The 18,741-nt window shown below is 60.7% G+C and carries 18 protein-coding genes; 3 read left to right on the top strand and 15 right to left on the bottom strand.

From position 1 onward, the window contains the following. Positions 1-4: 4 nt before the first annotated feature. The 3 genes from GFER_RS17415 to GFER_RS02890 all read right to left on the bottom strand — a co-directional run bounded on the left by GFER_RS17415 (position 5) and on the right by GFER_RS02890 (position 4,440). Positions 5-2,401, bottom strand: a complete 2,397-nt coding sequence (locus tag GFER_RS17415) for a mechanosensitive ion channel domain-containing protein (protein ID WP_139172011.1) — start codon at positions 2,399-2,401, stop codon at positions 5-7. Positions 2,402-2,565: 164 nt separating this feature from the next. Next, positions 2,566-3,294: an endonuclease/exonuclease/phosphatase family protein gene (locus GFER_RS02885; RefSeq protein WP_040095880.1), complete on the bottom strand. Its 729-nt coding sequence runs from the start codon at positions 3,292-3,294 to the stop codon at positions 2,566-2,568. Between the two features lie 105 nt (positions 3,295-3,399). Further along, on the bottom strand, positions 3,400-4,440 hold the full coding sequence (locus GFER_RS02890) for a cytochrome-c peroxidase (RefSeq protein WP_040095882.1): 1,041 nt from the start codon (positions 4,438-4,440) through the stop codon (positions 3,400-3,402). Positions 4,441-4,688: 248 nt separating this feature from the next. Here GFER_RS02890 and GFER_RS02895 point away from each other — a divergent pair, with 248 nt between their 5' ends. Then, positions 4,689-4,883, top strand: coding sequence for a Rho termination factor N-terminal domain-containing protein (locus GFER_RS02895; protein WP_040095884.1), 195 nt, complete (start codon positions 4,689-4,691; stop codon positions 4,881-4,883). A 24-nt stretch (positions 4,884-4,907) separates the two neighbouring features. Here GFER_RS02895 and GFER_RS19070 read toward each other — a convergent pair whose 3' ends face one another. Continuing rightward, positions 4,908-5,081: a hypothetical protein gene (locus GFER_RS19070; protein WP_153304546.1), complete on the bottom strand. Its 174-nt coding sequence runs from the start codon at positions 5,079-5,081 to the stop codon at positions 4,908-4,910. Between the two features lie 49 nt (positions 5,082-5,130). Then, positions 5,131-5,532 (bottom strand): DoxX family protein, encoded by a 402-nt coding sequence (locus GFER_RS02900; protein ID WP_040095886.1) that lies wholly within the window; start codon positions 5,530-5,532, stop codon positions 5,131-5,133. A 157-nt stretch (positions 5,533-5,689) separates the two neighbouring features. Here GFER_RS02900 and GFER_RS02905 point away from each other — a divergent pair, with 157 nt between their 5' ends. Next, positions 5,690-6,790, top strand: coding sequence for a phosphotransacetylase family protein (locus GFER_RS02905; protein ID WP_040095888.1), 1,101 nt, complete (start codon positions 5,690-5,692; stop codon positions 6,788-6,790). Positions 6,791-6,824: 34 nt separating this feature from the next. Here GFER_RS02905 and GFER_RS02910 read toward each other — a convergent pair whose 3' ends face one another. The 8 genes from GFER_RS02910 to tolQ all read right to left on the bottom strand — a co-directional run bounded on the left by GFER_RS02910 (position 6,825) and on the right by tolQ (position 15,229). Beyond that, positions 6,825-8,216, bottom strand: a complete 1,392-nt coding sequence (locus GFER_RS02910; RefSeq protein WP_040095891.1) for a dihydrolipoyl dehydrogenase family protein — start codon at positions 8,214-8,216, stop codon at positions 6,825-6,827. Further along, positions 8,213-10,048, bottom strand: a complete 1,836-nt coding sequence (locus tag GFER_RS02915) for an acyl-CoA dehydrogenase family protein (RefSeq protein ID WP_040095893.1) — start codon at positions 10,046-10,048, stop codon at positions 8,213-8,215. The genes GFER_RS02910 and GFER_RS02915 overlap by 4 nt, the downstream gene beginning before the upstream one ends. A gap of 245 nt (positions 10,049-10,293) precedes the next feature. Beyond that, a complete protein-coding gene (ybgF, locus tag GFER_RS02920) occupies positions 10,294-11,115 on the bottom strand; it encodes a tol-pal system protein YbgF (protein WP_040095896.1) in 822 nt (273 codons plus the stop codon). A gap of 76 nt (positions 11,116-11,191) precedes the next feature. After that, the gene (gene pal, locus GFER_RS02925; protein ID WP_040095898.1) at positions 11,192-11,761 is read right to left on the bottom strand and encodes a peptidoglycan-associated lipoprotein Pal; all 570 of its coding nucleotides are present in this window, start codon (positions 11,759-11,761) and stop codon (positions 11,192-11,194) included. Between the two features lie 106 nt (positions 11,762-11,867). Next, positions 11,868-13,166 (bottom strand): Tol-Pal system beta propeller repeat protein TolB, encoded by a 1,299-nt coding sequence (gene tolB, locus GFER_RS02930; RefSeq protein ID WP_040095900.1) that lies wholly within the window; start codon positions 13,164-13,166, stop codon positions 11,868-11,870. A gap of 4 nt (positions 13,167-13,170) precedes the next feature. Further along, complete coding sequence (locus tag GFER_RS18855) at positions 13,171-14,100, bottom strand: TonB C-terminal domain-containing protein (protein WP_052445895.1); 930 nt, start codon at positions 14,098-14,100, stop codon at positions 13,171-13,173. 13 nt (positions 14,101-14,113) lie between these two features. After that, a complete protein-coding gene (locus tag GFER_RS02940; protein ID WP_040097295.1) occupies positions 14,114-14,554 on the bottom strand; it encodes an ExbD/TolR family protein in 441 nt (146 codons plus the stop codon). A 9-nt stretch (positions 14,555-14,563) separates the two neighbouring features. Then, positions 14,564-15,229: a protein TolQ gene (gene tolQ, locus GFER_RS02945; RefSeq protein WP_412171493.1), complete on the bottom strand. Its 666-nt coding sequence runs from the start codon at positions 15,227-15,229 to the stop codon at positions 14,564-14,566. A 151-nt stretch (positions 15,230-15,380) separates the two neighbouring features. Between tolQ and ilvA the strand changes: the two genes are divergently transcribed. After that, on the top strand, positions 15,381-16,589 hold the full coding sequence (gene ilvA / locus GFER_RS02950; RefSeq protein WP_040095902.1) for a threonine ammonia-lyase: 1,209 nt from the start codon (positions 15,381-15,383) through the stop codon (positions 16,587-16,589). On the opposite strand, the gene GFER_RS02955 is transcribed toward ilvA, so the two are convergent. Both GFER_RS02955 and GFER_RS02960 read right to left on the bottom strand, forming a co-directional pair. After that, positions 16,565-17,629, bottom strand: coding sequence for a PAS domain-containing protein (locus tag GFER_RS02955; protein WP_139172017.1), 1,065 nt, complete (start codon positions 17,627-17,629; stop codon positions 16,565-16,567). The genes ilvA and GFER_RS02955 overlap by 25 nt on opposite strands. A gap of 326 nt (positions 17,630-17,955) precedes the next feature. Continuing rightward, positions 17,956-18,720 (bottom strand): SDR family NAD(P)-dependent oxidoreductase, encoded by a 765-nt coding sequence (locus tag GFER_RS02960; protein ID WP_040095904.1) that lies wholly within the window; start codon positions 18,718-18,720, stop codon positions 17,956-17,958. Between the last annotated feature and the right edge of the window lie 21 nt (positions 18,721-18,741).

Raw genomic sequence — 18,741 nt, forward strand, 5'->3', positions numbered from 1 at the left:
AAATTCAGGCGGAAGGAGGCGCAGAAGCTTTTTCGGATTCTCGTTTCGCCCGCGTTATAATCTCGCCGTCCACCGAACGCAGGTGCAAATCACGCTGGGGAAAGGGTATTTCAACCCCGGCTTCGCGAAAGCGACGGTCGATATCACGGCCCAGATCGCTGCGCACACTGAGCCGTTTAGAGACATCGGCGATATAACAACGCAGCTCAAAGTTAAGCGAACTGTCGCCAAAGCCGACAAAAATCGCCGACGGAGCAGGCTCTTCCAAAGCGAGGGGATGGCGGCTTCCCGCCTCATTCAGTATCTCTATAACGCGCTCGACATTGCTGCCGTAGGCCACGCCCACCGGCATAATCACTCGCGCCCTCGAGGTTGACAGCGTCCAGTTGGTGACCTTATCCGAAATCAATTGCGAATTGGGCACGATCAGCTCTGAATTGTCAAAGGTTTCGATAATCGTCGAACGCAGGCCGATTTTGCGCACCGTGCCCCAATCCTGATCGACCACGATCAGATCTCCCACCTTGACCGGCCGCTCAAACAACAGAATCAGCCCGCTGACGAAATTGTTCACGATATTCTGCAAACCGAAACCTATGCCGATGCCGAACGCTCCAGCTAGCACGGCAAAATTGCGCATTTCAATGCCTGTCAGACTCATGGCCAGCAGAAAACCAAGGAACACCAGAAAATAGTGTATGAGTTTTTTGATCGCGTCGCGGATGCCGCGATCCACCTGACTGTAGGGAAAGACCTGGGTGTCGAGAATCGCGCGCAGCAGCCAGGAGGCCTGGATCGACAGGTATATAACCAGCAGCGACAACAGCAACATAGCCAGGGTTAGCTGGACCTGGCCGACCAGCACACCAACACCGGTCAAATCCCCCCAAGCCTGGGCGAAACTGTCGTAAAAACCCCAGACGGCCAGGAAATGATACAACGCGGCGCCCCATACGAGAACGGCGAGCAGGGCCTTGAGTCGCTTGGCGACTTCCACGCCGAACTGTTGCACGAAGGCGCGCTTTTGCAGCAGGGGATGTTCCCGAAAGAAATCAATACCGCCCTGTCCGAGGTGCACGACCATCACCGCAAAAATGCCGACGAACACCGATTTGATCGAGGCGTCGATGAGATGGGAAGCCAGGGTGCTGTAGCCTGCCGCCTGGGCGAGGAAGGACACCAGACAGACCAGTGCTCCGGCGCGCAAGCCCAGAGTGAAAATATTGATGTGCCCCTCATGGCGCCGGATGTTGAGGTGTGCCAGAAACAGGCTGAGAGGCAGGCCGATAAGAGCCAACGCCGCCATAAACAGGCGCAGCAGAGGCGTCGGCAAATGAATGAGCTGAAGCGTCATGGACAGGACCAGAACTGTGGCCAGCAGGTAGACGGTAAAACGCTTCATGGGGTTGCGCACAAGCCCTGAAATCAAAACCGCCGTGGAAAAGGCAAGCAGCACCCACAGCACCAGCCGCCACAGTGCCGGAGGAATGACATAAAGGGGAGTCAGGGCCGCCGTGGAGACAAAGATGCCCGTTGCCCAGGGATGGTCGAGAATAAAGCGCCACTCCGGCGTCCCTTCTACCTGGCGACGATAACGCAAAATAAAGGCGGCGGTGGCAAAAACGACCAGCACCTGAGACACCAGGATCCAGCCCTGGCGGATAAAGTAGCGCAGATCCAAGCGTATTGCTTCCCGCAATCCACGCCGCACCTCATCAACGAACCCTGCGGTGAACTGGTGAAAAAACTCGGCACTGAACAGCGGATGCCCGGTGCGCTGCAGAATCTGGCCACGCACCAAGCGCAAAATGTCATCGACCTGGGTTAAATGGGAAAGGTTGAGATTGAGCAGACGTGTCAACTCTTCCTGCAGCACCACCAGGGGCGCGCTGCCGGAATCCACGCCCTCAAGGACGCGGCGAACAGCTTCCTGCGCTTGGGCAAAGGTTTCCCGCGGAAAGACAACCTCATCACCGCGCAGTTGCTGTTCCCAACGCTGCCAGAACTGCCGGCGTTCCTCCCAGGTGCGGCGCAGCCGCTCGTTTTCCTCCTGGCGAGCCGCAAGCGCCAGGAGTACACGCTCCAGGCGCGAGCGCTCTTCCTGCAGCAGGGCACGCACCTCAAGCAGCCGATCAATGCTCCAGGTGGCGGGATCGCCATATTGATCCATGCGCTGCTGTAATTGGTGATAACGTCCCTCAGCGAGGTGCAACTGGGTTTCAAAGGCGGCCGTGTCGAGCAAGCCCTCCACTTGCCTTTCGGCTTGCACGGCTTGTGCCGCCACCTCAGCGGCCAGACCGGGAACCTGAGAGACTCCCGGATACTCCGCCCCTGCGACTGAACCGGCCAGCATCCAGAGAAAAAACACCAGGCCACAGAAGCGTCGAATTATCCGTTTCATCTCAAACCCCAATACCTGAAAACCACTTTTGACAGCCACCCTGAAAGCCCACCAGGTTCTTATCAGTGCTGAAATAATCGAGTTTTGTCAAAGAAAAAATAGTGAACTGGAGGCAGATCGACCTGGATTTTGCAGTCGCAAGCGACAAAAGGTTCAGGAACCCCTCAGGTCGGCCGTCCGATCTCGGCCAGCAGGGGAAGATGGTCGGAGGCCAGGGCCGCCGCGCCCTTTCGGATGACCTGTAAACTGTGCAAAGCTCCCCGGGGAGCGACGAAAATACGGTCGAGAGAGAATATCGGCCAGCGGGCGGGAAAGGTCGCCGGGGCGGGCATACCGGGAAACGCCCGGTTGAGCCGGCGCGCCGGTCGTCCCCAGGGCCACCACTCGTTGAAATCGCCGGCCAATATCAGGGGTTGCGTGCCCTCTTCGGCCAACTCCAAAAGCCTGCGTACCTGACGGCGCCGTTCCCGCGGCACCAACCCCAGATGGGTGGCGATGAGGCGCACCCGACCGATGTCCGTGTCCAACTCAAGCTCGACCGCGCCCCGGGGTTCACGCGACCCATAACTGAGGTCGTGCAACCGCTGACGCACCACAGGCACCCGTACCAGCACCGCATTGCCGTAGTGGCCATCGGGGCGCAGCATCGTCGGGCCACTGATGCCGACCATGCCCGTGGCTACGGCCAGATCGTCGAGCTGACGCCGCTCGCTGGAGCTGCCGAAAAGCACGTGGACTTCCTGCAGAACCACTACATGGGCATCCATAGCTGTGATGACCTGCGCCACCCGTTGCAGGTCGCGCCGGCCGTCGCGCCCCACCCCCTGATGGATGTTATAGCAGGCGACACGCAAAATATCTTGAGGGCTCTTTCCTGTCGCACCAGATGACATGAATAGTCTGTCCCCCCTCCTTTTTTTATCGAACAAAAAAATCTCAGGGCCCTCGCCATAGTCGACGGGGGCCCTGAGATTTCTCGCCTTATTCAACCGTCGCGCTTAGTCCAGACTGGGCTTGGGCGTCTTTTCGGTCGTTGGGGGCAGCACCGGGTGCAGGACTTCGGGCTGCTCACCGGTCAGGGTAGCGAGAAAGGTCGTGATCTGATCAGCTTCCTCGGGGGAGAGCTGGATGCCGAGCTGCGCGGAACCCATGATGGCGACGGCGTCACGCAGGCTCCATACCCGGCCCGAGTGGAAATAGGGCTGGGTAATCGCGACATTGCGCAGCGGCGGTGAGCGGAACACATACTTGTCGGCGGCCGTGTTTGTCACCTGATAGCGGCCGAGATCTTCCTCGGGCAGGATGTCCACGCCGGGACGCTCGACCACGCCGAAGGGGAAATAGCCGAGGCCACCCATGTTGACGCCGTTGTGGCAACTGGCGCAGCCCTTGCCCATAAAGGCCCTGAGTCCGTCTTTCTCAACGGCGCTGAGGGCGTTGGCGTCACCCTTGAGAAACTGATCGAAGGGGGCGTTGGGGGTGATCAGGGTGGCCTCGAAGACCTCGATGGCCTTGGCCATGTTGTCGAAGCTCAGAGACTCCTTGTCGTCCGGAAAGGCAGCCTTAAAGGCATCCACATAGCCGGGCATGCTGCCCAGAGTTTCCATGACCCGCTCCGGGGTGTTGTTCATCTCGACGGAGGCCTGCACGGGGCCCTTGGCCTGTTCCGCAAGATCCTGCGCGCGCCCGTCCCAGAACTGCGCGACGTTAAACACCGCGTTGAAAGTCGTGGGGGAATTGCGCGGGCCTTTCTGCCAGCCGTGGCCGGTTGACACTTCCTGCAGGTCGGCGCCGGCCAGTCCGACGTTGTGGCAGGTTTGGCAGCTGATCAATTGCGATTTGGACAGGCGCGGGTCAAAGTAGAGCATGCGCCCCAGTTCGACCCTTTCCGGCGTCGCGGGATTGCCCTCAAGCACCGGCGGAGTGTCGGGAATCGGTTGGAACTGTGCCTTGGCGCGCCGCATTAAATCGTCATCGGCCCAAGCAAAACCCAGGCTCAGCAAAACCAGCATCATTGCAGACAAAAGTAAACGAATCATTGATATCTCTCCCTTGATATAAAGTGACGATAAGCCCTCGGTTCGCTCAAATGCGAGCAGATCCGCAAAAAAAACCTTTTTAACCAAATAACCGATGCGGAGTGGAAGTCAAGGCATAAAACCTCGCCGGCACCGGCAGCGTATTCAATACAGATGCAACTATTGACTTTTCTGCCGAGTGTGTAATCTTGTTGCTGTAATACTCGGGCAATCCATAGAGATGAGCAATCTACAAGGAGAAAAGAACAATGAACGTTGCGGAAATTCGGGAAATCGCCAAGACCATGGGAATCAAGGCGACCAGCAAGATGAAGAAAGCTGAACTCATCCAAGCCATTCAGAGGCATGAAGGCAATGCCGATTGTTACGGCGCACCCTGGCGCCTGGAATGCGGCCAGGACGACTGTCTGTGGCGCCGTGACTGCCAACACCAAAGCCACTGACCCCCCCGGCCAGGTTTCGCGACCTCAGAGCAGATCGCGAAACCTGACCAGGGCGTAGAAGCAAAGAATTCCTCCGATTGCGAGCAACAAATCACGTTGCCAGGCAATAGGGCGTCCCAAGCCACTGACCCACAGAGGGTCAAGGAGCGCGGCCATGGAAAAACCCACCGCACCAAGTTGCAGCAAGGTCCGCATCATAATCTTCGCTCTCCAGTCCTCAAGCTGCTTTCACCTGGATTTCTGATCCTCAGCTCCGGTCGAGGCTGAAGCGGCCGGGACCCAGGATGAGCAGGCCGCAGAACACGATCCCCAGCTCAATGGCGTGGGAGGCAACTTGCAAGCCGTCGCCACGGCCAAGGTGCATGGTGGCGGCCACCGCCATGGTGCAGGCCAGCACCAGGCAGGCCGGGCGCATGAAAAACCCGAAAATCAGACAGAGCGCACCCAAGGTCTCGGCCAGGGCCGCAGCGATGCCCCACATATGCGGCATGAAGTCGATTCCCAGATAGCTCATGGCTAGCCCCAGTTGATACCAGCGCTCGGGTCCACCGAGCAACTTAGGCACGCCATGCACGAGAAACATGACTCCCAGGCCAAGGCGCATGAGCAGCAAACCAATGTCCCGATATTTGTTCAGAAATCTCCACATAAGTTGACCCATCCTTTCCTTTTGCCCAAGTCGCTCGTCCTTGCCCACCGCCAGGGTCTTTCACCAAAGACCGGTTGCGCCTCTTGCACCGGCGGCAGCTTGGGGCTATTGTGTAAACACATTCGCTGTGCCATTGCCGCCCCAAGGAGCAGATATCATGGCTCGTAAGATTTTCGTCGCCGCCACCGGCCAGAATTGCGGCAAAACCACCACCAGCATCTCCCTGTTATACCTGGCGTTGGCAAAGTACGCCAGGGTCGGCTTCATCAAGCCTCTCGGCCCCAAGCCGACGCTTTTCCAAGGGCTGGCGATGGACAAGGATGCCGCGCTCATGGCCCAGGTGTTCAATCTGGGCGCGCATCTGCCGCACATGTCGCCGGTGGTGCTGCAACCCGACACCACACGGCGCATGATTAACGGTGAAATCAATCCAGCGGTGCTGGAGCGCAGAATTGTCGAAGCCTATGCCGAACTCGACCGCACCTGTGATTTCGTCATCATCGAAGGCGCCGGGCACACCGGAGTCGGTTCGGTGCTGGAGTTATCCAATGCGCGCATCGCCCATCTTCTCCAAGCACCGGTCCTCATGGTCACCGGCGGCGGCGTGGGCAACGTCATCGACGCGGTATGCCTCAACCTGTCCCTGTTTCGCGAGCAGGGCGTCAGGGTGCGCGGCATCGTTGCCAACAAGCTGGTTGCGGAAAAGCGTGAAATCACCCTCGACTACCTGCGCCGCGCTTTTGCACCTCGATCCTTAGAGGTTCTGGGCGGCTTCAACTACCAACCGGTGCTGGCCAACCCGACCCTGAGGCGCATCGCGCGTCTGCTCGACACACCCCTGCAGGGCGATCAGAGCGAGGCCGGGCGCATCATCCATCACGTGCAGATCGGCGCCGCTTCGACCCAACGCGTTACCGAGCTGTTGCAGGAGTCCTCTCTGCTGATCGTCACCAGCAGCCGTGACGAACTGCTGGTGACCCTGGCCAACCTCTACCAGATGGAGGAATACCGCTCAAGGCTCGTAGGCCTGGTCATTCCCGGCATTAGTCCGATCAGTAAAATCACTCAGAGAATTCTGGATCGCAGCCACATACCCTACCTGCGCACGACTCGCCACTCTACCTCCGAACTGCACAATCTCATCACGGATGATGTGTCCAAGATCACCGCCGAAGACCAGGAAAAACTCGACCTGCTGCGCGAACTCGCCGCACTGCGTTTCGATTTCGACGCCGTCGACGCCCTCTGCGCTCCTTGAGCAACAAGCCTCCAGGACCGACGAAACGCCCCCCCTAACCCCGCTGCCGGATATTCTCGACGGCGGCCAGATGCAGGCCGTCGGCGATGGTGGGATAGACATGGACGGTTTCGGCCAGATCTTGAACGCTGAGGCCGAAGCGTACCGCCAGGGTCGCCTCATGGATAAGATCGGCGGCGCGCGGTGCCAGAACCTGCACTCCGAGCACCCGCCCTGAACCTTGATCGGCACAGAGTACAAAGCCGCCTCGCCGCCCGCCCATAACGTGGGCCTTGGCCACCCGGTCGAGGGGGAGAAAGGTTTCCACCACCGATTTTCCGGCCGCCCGTGCCTGCGCGCCACTCAGCCCCACCGCGGCCAGTTCAGGGTCGACAAACACTGCCATGGGCGTGGTACGGTGGTCGATGCGCCGATGCGCGTCGGGATTGAGCATGTTCTCCGCGGCCACCTCGCCCTCGCGGGCACCGGAAGGGGCGATCAAGGGAGGCCCGGTGACATCGCCGGCCGCCCAGATACCCGGGGCGCTGGTGCGCATTTCCTCATCGACGCAGATAAAGCCCGCCGCATCGCGGGCCACCCCCGCTTCCTCCAGTCCGATGTCGTCGTCGGCCGGGGCAGTGCCCACCGCGAGCATGATGCGCTCGGCGCGCAGACAACAATCCCCCTCGCCTTCCCTGGTGCGTCCGTGAAGGCAGACCAACTCGCCCTCGCGACGAACTTCCTGGGCTTCAAAATTATAGATCAGCTCCACCCCCTCATCCTCCAGAATCCCGGCAAAAATATCGACGAGACGCGCATCAAATTCCTTGAGCAGGCGCTCACCACGTTCAACAATCGTCACCCGTGTGCCGAAACGGGCGAACATCTGGCCCATTTCCACGGCCACCACCCCGCCACCGATAATCAGCAGTGACTCGGGAAAAGCGGGCAGATTCAAAGCGGAGTAGCTGTTGAGATAACCGACCTCGACCAGCCCCGGCAGACGCAGACTGCGCGGGACGCCGCCGGTGGCTATAAGGAATTTGTCGCTGACCAGAACTTCGGCCCCCACCTGAAGTTCACGCGGCGAAAGAAAGCGGCCGTGACCGCGCAAAACCTCGATACGCGGATCGGCATCGAGTTCTTTCTGGTAGTGCTCGCGGCGCAAATCTTCCACAGCCCGGGTCTTGGCCTGCATGAGCAGATTATAGTCGGGCTCTTCGGCGCGCAGATTGATGCCGAAGGGCGCGCTGCGTACCGCGGCATAAAATTCCTTGGCTTTGTGGATGAGGGTTTTGCTCGGCACGCAGCCCCAATTGACGCAGGTGCCGCCCAGTTTGCTCTGCTCCACCATGAGTACCCGCGCACCTAGGACGGAGGCCTTGCGGGCGGCGGCGAAGGCGGTGGTACCGGAGCCAAGAATGATGAAATCATAGGCTGTGTTCATGTCGGAGGTTCCGTTCCTTTCCAAGTACTGAGGATGTTGTCTTCCAGCCAGGGATAATGCCCGTCGAGCACCTCGCGAGCACGCCGATAGGCGCGGCGGTCATCGTTGAAATACACCTCGCGATGCAGGCGGCTGAGGCGGCGACGCGCCTGGTGGCAGAAAAGATCGGCCAATTTGTCGGCGCCGGGCGGCGCCTCGGGGCTGCCGGCGCGCGCAATGACAGCGGTCATGGCGAACAGCTCGGCGCCGGCGTCGACCAGACGGGCCAGCAGCATCTGCTTCTTCTGCAGCCCTTGACGATGGAGCATCATGCGGTGAAACAGATCGCGCGCCAGGCGCCGGGTGGCGCGCTCCACGAACCAGAGATGCCGCTTGAGACTCCAGGGCAGATCCACGCTCTTGAACACCGCGGGGCGCGGCAGCCACAGCAGCGGATACCATTTGGCATAGAAGCGCGCGGCATTTTTCACATCCATGCGCGTCGAGGTGGCACTCATGCCGGCCACCTTGAGGTGTGCGTCCAGGGCCTCGCGGGCGATGAACAGGTGCATGATTTCACTGGTGCCTTCGATAATGAGATTGATGCGCGCATCGCGCAACAGCCGCTCGGTGGGCACCGCCGCTTCGCCGCGACCCCGCAGGGAGTCCGCCGTTTCATAACCGCGCCCGCCGCGCACCTGCACCGCATCATCCACACTGCGCCACATGGCTTCGGTGCAGAAGAGTTTGGCCATGGCCGCTTCCAGGCGAATGTCCTGGGTGGCGGCATCACCCATGGCCGAGGTCAGCCAGGTCAAACTGTCGACGGCAAAAAGGTCGGCGCTCATACGCGCGATCTTGGCCGCGACCGCCTCGTGATGACCTATAGGCGCTCCCCACTGACGGCGAGACTTGCCGAAGTCGACGGCGATGGCCAGGGCCTGTTTCATGGTCGCCGCACTGGCCGCGGGCAGGGTCAGGCGTCCGACGTTAAGGGTCTGCAGGGCCAGGCGCAGACCTTCGCCGCGCCCGCCGAGGATATTCTCCGCCGGAACGCGCACATCGCGAAAACGCAGCAGGCCGTTGCGCAACCCCTTGAGCCCCATGAAGTCACAGCGATGCACGGTTTCCAGGCCGGGGCTGTCGCCCTCGACGATAAACGCTGTGATTTCCGGTTTTTCAGATCCTGGGTCATTGGTGCGCACCATGATGACCAGCAGTTCGGCGATAGGTCCGTTACTGGTCCACAGCTTCTCGCCGTTGATGATCCAGCTTTGCCCATCCTCACTCTGCACCGCTTGAGCGCTCATGCGCGAAGGATCGGAACCGACCTCCGGCTCGGTCAGGGCAAATGCACTCACGGCCCCGGCCGCCAGGCGCGGCAGATATTTCTGCTTCTGCTCCGGGGTGCCGAACATCTTCAGGGGCTGGGGCACACCGATGCTCTGATGGGCAGAAAGAAGCACCGCCGTCGAGGCGCAGTGGCTCGCCACCAGATGAATGATGCGGTTGTAATTAATCTGCGAAAGCCCCAAGCCACCGTATTCCTTTGGAATTTTGATCCCGAACAGCCCCAGCTTGGCCAAGCCGGCGATCACCGGCTTGGGTATGTTGCAGGTGCGGTCGATGCGGTCCGCGTCGAGATTTTTTTCCAGATAATCTCGCACCTGCGCGAGTATGTCATCACCGACGGACTTATCCGCCGGATCCTGTTCGGGAAAGGGAAAGATAAGGTCGGTCTGCAGCCGCCCCATGAACATTTCTTTAACGAAACTCGGCTGCTGCCATTCAGTCTCCCGCGAGGCTTCCGCCACCTCAAGAGAACGCTTTTCGTCTTTGTCCGCTGCGCGCATAGGATCATCCTTTCGGAAGAAATTGGATACTGTAAAGATAACAGGTATTTGGGCGGGGAAAAGGGGGCGGATTGATTTTTATGTAATTGGTGGTTATGCAGGTGGTGATTGGTTTTGATCCGGCCGGACGAAACGAGGCGCGCGACGCGCACCTGAGGCACGGGGTGCAACAGGTGCGCGAGCGATTCAGTGAAGGAGTACAAGAGGCGGGGTTGCGAAGGCAGAGTCGAGCATCGGTGTGCGTCTCAGCGCCACTGATCGAGATGCTCCCCGGCTTTTTTGGCCTCGTCCGAGAGGGGGTAGGCTTCTCGCACCTTTTCCATGATGACCCGGGCATTGCCGCGATCCCCCAGGGCGTCAAAAGCCAACCCCTGCTTGAGCATGGCGGCAGCAGCCTTAGGATGTTCACCATGTTGTTGGATGACATCCTGAAACTGGAGGATGGCGTTTTCGAACTTCTTCTCGCCATAAAAGGCCTCGCCAATCCAGTATTGGGCATTGACGGAGAGTTCGTGGTCGGGATGGCGCCGCAGAAAATCCGTCAGGGTTTCACGACCAGCGGCAAATTCGTTCTGCCGCATAATCTGGTCGAGCCCTTTGCGGTAGCGTTCCTCGGCGGTCTCGGCTGCGGGTTCAAGAGGCCGTGCGGCGCCGGCCACCGCAGCGGCCGCGGCACTGCCGCCGCGCGCATCAACACCTGCAAGCCGGTCTTCCAGGGCACTGACCTTGAGCCCGAGATCATCGCGAACCAGACGCAGTTCGTCGCGCAATTGCGCATTGTTGCGCGAGGTATCTTCGAGACGGCCGTTAATACTTTGCAGCTCAACGCGCACAGCATCCAGAGCGACCTGGGTTTCGGCCTGCTGGAGTGCCAGGGCTTCAAGGCGAGCAGACATTTCCTGGCTCTGCTCCTGGGAGCGGCCGAGCGTATGGCGTTCGAGCTCGGCCAGACGCCGCTTGAGTTCCTGCTGGTCTTGCTCCAGGCGCAGTTGGCTCTGGCTCGGCAGGCAACCACCGGCGAGAGCCGCAAACAAGAACAGCACAAGAAAAATTCTGATTCTTTTCATGGATCAATGACCTCCGCTATCTAAGGCAAAAGGGCCGCGCTAAGCGCGGCCCTTTGCGATACGGCCGACCCTAAAATCAAAGGACCGGCTTGAACTCGGCACGGCGGTTCTTGGCCCAAGCATCTTCATGGTTCGCCGGGTCAAGTGGCAACTCTTCGCCGTACGAAATGATGGACAAACGCTCCGCTGCAATGCCCAGCGAAACCAGGAAATTCCTGACCGCCTGGGCGCGGCGCTCGCCCAGCGCCAAATTGTACTCATCAGAGCCGCGCTCGTCGGTATGTCCTTCAATGAGCACCTTGACCTCGGGATTGGCGCGCAGATAGGCGGCGTTGCGGGTAAGAATCTCCTGGGCGCGCGAACTCAGGGTGAAGGCGTCGAACTCGAAGTGAACACGCTCCAGGGCTGCGGCGATGTCGGCCGCGCCGGGGACGCTGCGATCATAACGATCCGCCTCACGAATGCGGCCTTCCTGGAGGACGCTGTCATCATAGCCGCGCAAGTCGGTAGCCGGCAGGCGGGTCTCGGTCACCTCCGGTGCTCGCGCAATGTCGGCCTCGACGGGCTGCCTGGCACAGCCGGAAAACACCAGGGACACTGCGACAAGAATCAAAGCTGCGCGAAAAACCCGATGGAACCTGTTCATCTCTGAGCACTCCTGAAAAAAATCATCCTTTTTATGCCGATTCGCTCCGGAATGGAGCGGCGGCGAAAAACATCGCTATCTTAACGAGAAACGGCAAAAAACTCAACTACTGTTGCCAGGGCCCCGACCAGGCGGGATGGGACGCCTGACCACCGGGGGGCGAAATGCGGCGCGCTCCGGTGCCGTCGGCACGCATGACATAAATCCATTTCTGCCTGTCCTGGGTCAGGGAATAGACCAGGAAGCGCCCATCAGGACTCCAGCGAGGGTGCTCCTTGCTGCCGGCGCCGAAAGTCAGGCGCCGCTCGTCGCTGCCGTCAGGACGAATGGTGTAAATGTCAAATCGACCCTGCTCAAGACGGGTAAAAGCGATGCGCTCGCCGGTGGGGCTCCAGGCCGGAGTCCCATTGTGGGTACCCGCCGGAGTCAGGCGCCGCAGGTTGTCACCCTGCGCATCCATAATGAATACATGCGGGCCGCCCTGGCGGTCGGACAAAAAGGCAATCTGATCGCCCCCCGGACTCCAACTGGGCTCCACATCGATATTCCAGTTCTGCGTCAGGCGCCGGCGGAGTGAGCCGTCGGTACCGATGAGGTAGAGATCGGGGTTGCCCTGATAGCTCAGGGTGAGGGCGATCTCGCGTCCATCGGGCCGGTAGCGCGGACTGATGTTGAGCCCCTGACGCGAGGAAAGGCGCACTTCACTTCCTGAGTAGATTTCCTTGCGATAGACGTCGGGATTGTTTTCCTTGTACGAGGTAAAAACCAGCTCCTTGCCCACCGGCGAGAAGTCGGGATTGAGCACAATGGAGCGATGGTTGGTAATACGGGTCGCGTTATGCCCGTCCACATCCATCAGGTAAAGCTCCTTGTGGCCGCTGGCATCGGAAATAAAGGCGATACGGGTGTTAAACGGCCCCTGGCTACCGGTCAGGCTCTTGAGAATCTGATCGCTGAAGGCGTGCGCCATGTAACGAGCATCGCTGAGGCGTCCGACGTAGCGACGCCCTTCGAGCAGGCGCCGGCGCGTCACATCAAACAGCCGAGCCTCGATGACGAGGGTTTCACCCTGCACCGCATAACTTCCCTTGACCAGCACCTCGGCGCCAAGCAGGCGCCATTGGGCGAAATCGACCTCGCTGCTGAGCAGGCCGATACGCTGCGCGTCGGAGAGAAAAGCGGCCGGGTCGATAAAGGAAAACATTCCGGCAAGGTCGAGATTGGCTTGCAGCACCGCCTTCACCTCCGCTGCCACCTCGGGCGCGGCGCCGCCCTGGTCGCGCGGCAGAAAGCTGGTCAGCGCCAGGGGAATGGTCTGCTGCCCCGGGGCACGGATTTCGATCTGAGCGGCAGCAGGGGTTGCCAGGGTCAGGGCCAGAAGAAAAGGGATAAGAGCACGCAGCATATATTTACTCCAGTAAATCCTTGAGGTTGAATACGACCTGGGGTTCCCAGCGCCGACCGGGTTCGAAGGGCAGTCGGCGGTCGCGCAGGATGGCGGCACGCACCGAATCGTCGAAGACGCGATCCCCGGACTCCTTGGTGAAGCGGTAATCTAGCAGGTTGCCGCGGGGATCATAAATAAGGGTCGCCTGCACCTCCAGATCCCGACGACTGACCTGATAGCGCGACAGGCTCCACTGTTCCTTGAGAAACGCCTGCAGCCAGACCTGCTGGGAAACACCGGCCTCGCTGCCGCGCCCGTCGGGCATGCCCAGGGGGGCATCGGCGCTGGACGGCGCTTGGCGGGTATCGCGTTGCGCCAATGCGGCGAGACGCTGCTTAAGCGCCTCAGCTTCTTCCTGGCGGCGGGTCCGCTCGCGCATCTCGGCCAAGCTGCGTTCAAGGTCGGCCTGCTGCGCCTGGCGCTGATCCGGTTTAGGCTCCGGTTTAGGCTCCGGTTTAGGCTCCGGTTTAGGCTCCGGTTTAGGCTCCGGTTTAGGCTCCGGTTTAGGCTCCGGTTTAGGCTCCGGCTTGGGCTCTGGCTTGGGCTCTGGCTTGGGCGCGGGTGGTGGTGCTGGACGCGCGACCTCAACGGGCTGAGGCGCGGGACGCGGAGGCGGCGCCGGGGCCGGTTCGGAGCGGACCGGCGTTGCGACCGAGGGTTCAGCGCGCGGCGGCGCGGCATCGGGACGTCCCGCCTGCGGATCAGCCACCGGCATTTGCGACAGATCAACATAATAGACCGGTCGCGTATCGCGCACCGGCGGAGAATGAAAGCTGGTACCCAACAACAGCACCACGGCACCATGTAGCAGCAGTGACATGAGCAGCATGCGTCCCAAGCCGCGTTCGGTCTGCGTGCTCTTCGGCTCTCGTTTGTGACGATTGCGGTTCATGGGCGTAAGACGTTCAACGCCTGCGCGAAGCAGGCTCCTCGGGAGGCTGAGCGATCATGCCGAGCTTTTCGATGCCCGCGCCGCGGATAGCGGCCATGACCTGCACCACCCGTCCGTAGGGAACATCGCGATCGGCCTCAAGAAAGACTTCCTGGGTCTCGCGCCCGACCATGACCTGGCGCAGCACCGGCAACAGCTGCTCGGGGCTCTCGACCAAAACCTGACCAATGGAGATTTCTCCGCCGCGTGTGACGCTCACCACCAGGGGATCCTGGACCTGATCCAGGGTCGGAGCATCGGCCACTTCGGGCAGATTGACCTCGACGCCGCTTTGCATCATGGGCACTGTAACCATGAACATGATCAGCAGAACCAGCATGACATCGACAAAGGGCGTGACATTGATCTGGGAGAGCATGCGGCGCCCCCCCGCATCGCGGCGGCCGACTTCCAAACCCAAGGGTTAGCGCCTCCCCATCCGCTCGACGATATTGAGGAATTCCTGAGAAAAATTATCCATCTGGTTGCTCAGGTTGGTGATTTTGGCCAGGTAATGATTATAACCCACCACCGCCGGGATGGCCGCGGCCAGACCGATGGCGGTGGCCAACAGGGCTTCGGAGATGCCGGGGGCGACCACCGCCAGAGAAGCACTGCCGGTTTCGCCGATTTCATGGAAGGAATCCATGATTCCCCACACGGTGCCGAACAGCCCGATGAAGGGCGCAATGGAGCCGGTGGTGGCGAGAAAGGGCAGGTACTTTTCCAGGCGCTGAATCTCCGAAGTCGTTGCACGCCGCAGGGCACGTGCGACATTGTCGCCGCCACTGAAATCAAAACTTTGCGGCGCATCTTCGCCCTCGCGGCGCCGCTGACCCTTTATCAATTCCTGATAGGCCTCACGGAACAGCACGCTCAGGGGGGCATGGGGAAAATCGCGCAATCCCTGGCTGATAACATCAAAGCGCTTCTTGGCCCAGAAAAAGTCGAGAAAACGCTGAGAATCGCGCATGGCCCGGTAAACCACTCGTCCCTTGTAAAAAATGATGGCCCAGGACACCACGGATGAATAGATGAGAATCAGCACGACCAGCTTGACCACCGGTCCTGCCTCGAGAAGCATGTCCACGTATCTGTCTCCCTGAAAAAGCGACGGTTTTTCAATAACGAAGCTGCGATTATCGACGATCCCCCCGCGCAAGTCAACAACGACCAAACAAGGTGGCTTGCCGAGTTCGCTTAAGCGTTTATGCTTGAAGGAAATCAGGGAGTTTGGCGCCATGATCGAACTTGCCGACATCCGCCGAGCCGCTGCCCATCTGCAGGGGCGCGTACGGCGCACCGAGCTGATCCACTCACCCTATCTCTCCGAGCGCCTGGGCTCGCCCCTGTTTTTCAAGTGCGAAAATCTACAGCGGACCGGCTCCTTCAAAATTCGCGGCGCAACCTGGTTTCTTGCCTGCCAGGAGCGCGCGCGCCTAGCCGCCGGGGTCATCACCGCCTCGGCCGGCAACCATGCACAGGGCGTCGCCCTGGCCGCCACCCTAGCAGGCATTCAGGCCACGGTCGTCATGCCCGAAACCACGCCCTTGGCCAAAGTGCTTGCCGCGCGTGACTACGGCGCCCGGGTCATTCTGCGCGGCAGCACTTACGACGAGGCGGCCGCTGTAGCCCGCACTCTGGAGCAGGAGCAGGGTCTGCTCAATGTGCCGGCCTTCGATCACCCCCTGATTATGGCCGCCCAGGGCAGCATCGGCCTCGAAATCCTCGAAGATCTGCCCGAAGTGGATACTTTGCTGGTCCCCATCGGCGGCGGCGGATTGATTGCCGGAATCTCCACCGCCATCAAGAGTCTGCGTCCCGCTACCCGCATCATCGGGGTCGAAGCGGCGCAAGCCGCCGCGGCACTCAGGTCGCGCCACGCGGGACACAGGGTAGCGCTGCCCGAAGCCCATTCCCTGGCCGACGGCATTGCTCTCAAAGCAGTGGGTGAGCTGACGTACCCGGTAATCGAACAACGGGTCGACGATATTCTTACCGTTGAGGAAGAGGCCATCGCTCAGGCCATCGTCACTCTGCTGGAAAAGGCCAAGCTGGTAACCGAAGGGGCCGGCGCCGTAGGACCGGCAGCTCTGTTCAGCGCCGCGCCGCCGCTTCATCGCGGCACCACGGTGTGTGTTCTCTCGGGGGGAAATATCGACGTTCAGACCCTGGCGCGGGTGGTGGAAAGGGGATTGCTGGAAGAAGGGCGCTATCTCAAGCTGCGACTGGAATTGCCCGATGTGCCTGGCGCCCTGGCGCGGCTCACCGCGATCCTGGGCGAGGCCGGGGCCAATATCTTTGCCGTGCGCCATGATCGACGCCGTTCACATCTACCGCTGGGCCGCGCCGAGGTACTGCTTGAACTCGAAACACGCGGCCCCGAGCATATCGCTGCGGTGCGTCGGCGACTCGCCCGGGAAGGCTACGACAGCGATGCCCTGAGATAAGGTTCGGCGCAGACCGACTGTTGCACTTGGAGCACATAGCCGGTGGTTTCGCCGTCTACCCTCAGGGGCGAAAGTTTGACCTGCACCTCGAGCGGCCCGTCGCCAGACCGCGCCAGCACGCATGAGTGCGGCGGTGTGGCAACACCGTTGCGCAGATCTCCCAGGCTGTTGCGCAATTTCTGGCGCGCGTCGTCGGCAAAGATATCGAGATCCAGAAGATTGCGCCCAACCAGATCCGTTCGCTCACATCCGCAAAGCGCAAGCAAGGGTTTGCTGCAAAACAGGATCAACCCGTTGGAATTGAGTCGCGCCGTGCCGTATTCAGCACCCTCGACAAGCAACTGGTACTCGCGGCGCACCGCGCCGAGCAGGGCGTTTTCCTGCGCTAGGGCGCGGCACTGATTCTGCAACTCCGCCAAAGTGTCCTGGAGACCAGGCTGCACATCCTCCGAGCCGTCCGCGGGCGTCTCTGGGCGAAGCCGGAGCCGCCACCCCAGAGCCGCCGCAACCATCAGCAGGATCAATTGCCCCGCCAGTTGCACCCGCGCAAAAGAGTACCAAGGAGCGACAATTTCGCTCTCCGGCGTCGCCAAAATCAGGGTCAGGGGCGCATCCCCGGCATTAAGGGGCAAATGGGTCACCAGCCAGCGCTCGTCCGCAAGGGCGAGGACCAAACCGCCGTGAGCACCGCGCGCCAATCTGCGCCGCAACTCCGGATCGCCGGCGACCTGCAGATCTAAGGCGGGGGGCGCCGCGAGCAGCGGCAAAAAAGTCTCCCGGCGCCGATCAAACAGGCTCATGTGACTTTCGGCCAGGCGTCCTTCGCTAATGGTTAAGCCTTCAACCGCCGCCGCCAGAGAGGCCAGATCTTTGCTGCCCTGGCGCTCAAGAAAAAGCGCGCCCTGACGGGCCAACCACAGTTGACGCTCAAGGTAGGCGTCAGCGGCCTGGGCGCGGGTATGGCCCACCTGCCAAAGGCTTACAACGACATAGGCCAGAAGCACAACGGCCGCCGCCCCAATCCAGATTCTGCGTTTCACAGCAACCGCCTTTTTGAGTTTTTCCTTATGAACCATGAGCAATATTAGCTCATTTTTATTTTTTTCTCAAGAGCCTCCTGCTTGTTTTCAGGCTATTTCTGTTCGGCACCGTCCATTACGATGGCCACAAGCGTTGCCGGCGCGCCATGCGATGCGTACTGAACAGATGTATCCGTTGATGGTTAGGCGAGTTGGGGAAGGCGCCCTGGTCCATATCGGCGCCTGGGAGCATCTGAAGGGCAAGGAAGGAAAAGGCTTTACAGCCAGCCGGCCGATCTCAGGCGGCAGCAAAATCGCCAGCCGCCAGACACACCCCTGCACTTAGTTCAGGAAGGTTTTTCCCGGTGTACCGCCAGAGGCCCCCACGCCTGATCCACGGACATTACTTCGAGGCTGTTGATATTGACGTGAGGCGGCACACTGGCCACCCAGACGATGATTTCGGCCAGATTTTCGGCCGTGAGGGGGCGGGTATCGGCGTAGACCTGCTCGGCGCGCTCGGTGTCGCCCTTGAAGCGCACCTTGGAAAACTCGGTTTCGGCCATTCCGGGGGCCACACAGCTTGCTCGCACCCCGGTTCCGAGCAGGTCGGCACGTAGATTGCGGGTAAACTGGGCGACAAAAGCCTTGGTGCCGCCGTAGACGTTGCCGCCGGGATAAGGCCAGTCGCCGGCGGTGGAACTGATGTTGATCACATGGCCGCGCCGACGCGCGACCATGTCCGGAAGCAACAGGCGGGTGCAGTACATCAGGCCCTTGATGTTGGTGTCGACCATGGCATCCCAGTCGTCGAGATCGGTTTTGTGCGCCGGTTCAAGGCCCAGGGCCAGCCCGGCGTTATTGACCAGCACGTCGACTTCGGCGAAGTCCGCCGGTAATCCGGCGAGTGCGCCCTCAACGGCGGCGCGCTCGCGCAGGTCGAGAACCAAGGGGTGCACTTGGGTGATCTCAGCCAACTGCCGGGCCAAGCTTTCAAGCTGCGGGGCACGGCGGGCGACGAGAACCAGTCGATCGCCCCGGGCGGCAAAGGCGCGGGCGCAGGCAGCGCCGAAGCCTGAGGAAGCACCGGTGATAAAAACGGTTCGAGCCATGCAGAAACCTCCTGTGCAAGC

It is taken from the genome of Geoalkalibacter ferrihydriticus DSM 17813 (assembly GCF_000820505.1).
Classification (GTDB): domain Bacteria; phylum Desulfobacterota; class Desulfuromonadia; order Desulfuromonadales; family Geoalkalibacteraceae; genus Geoalkalibacter; species Geoalkalibacter ferrihydriticus.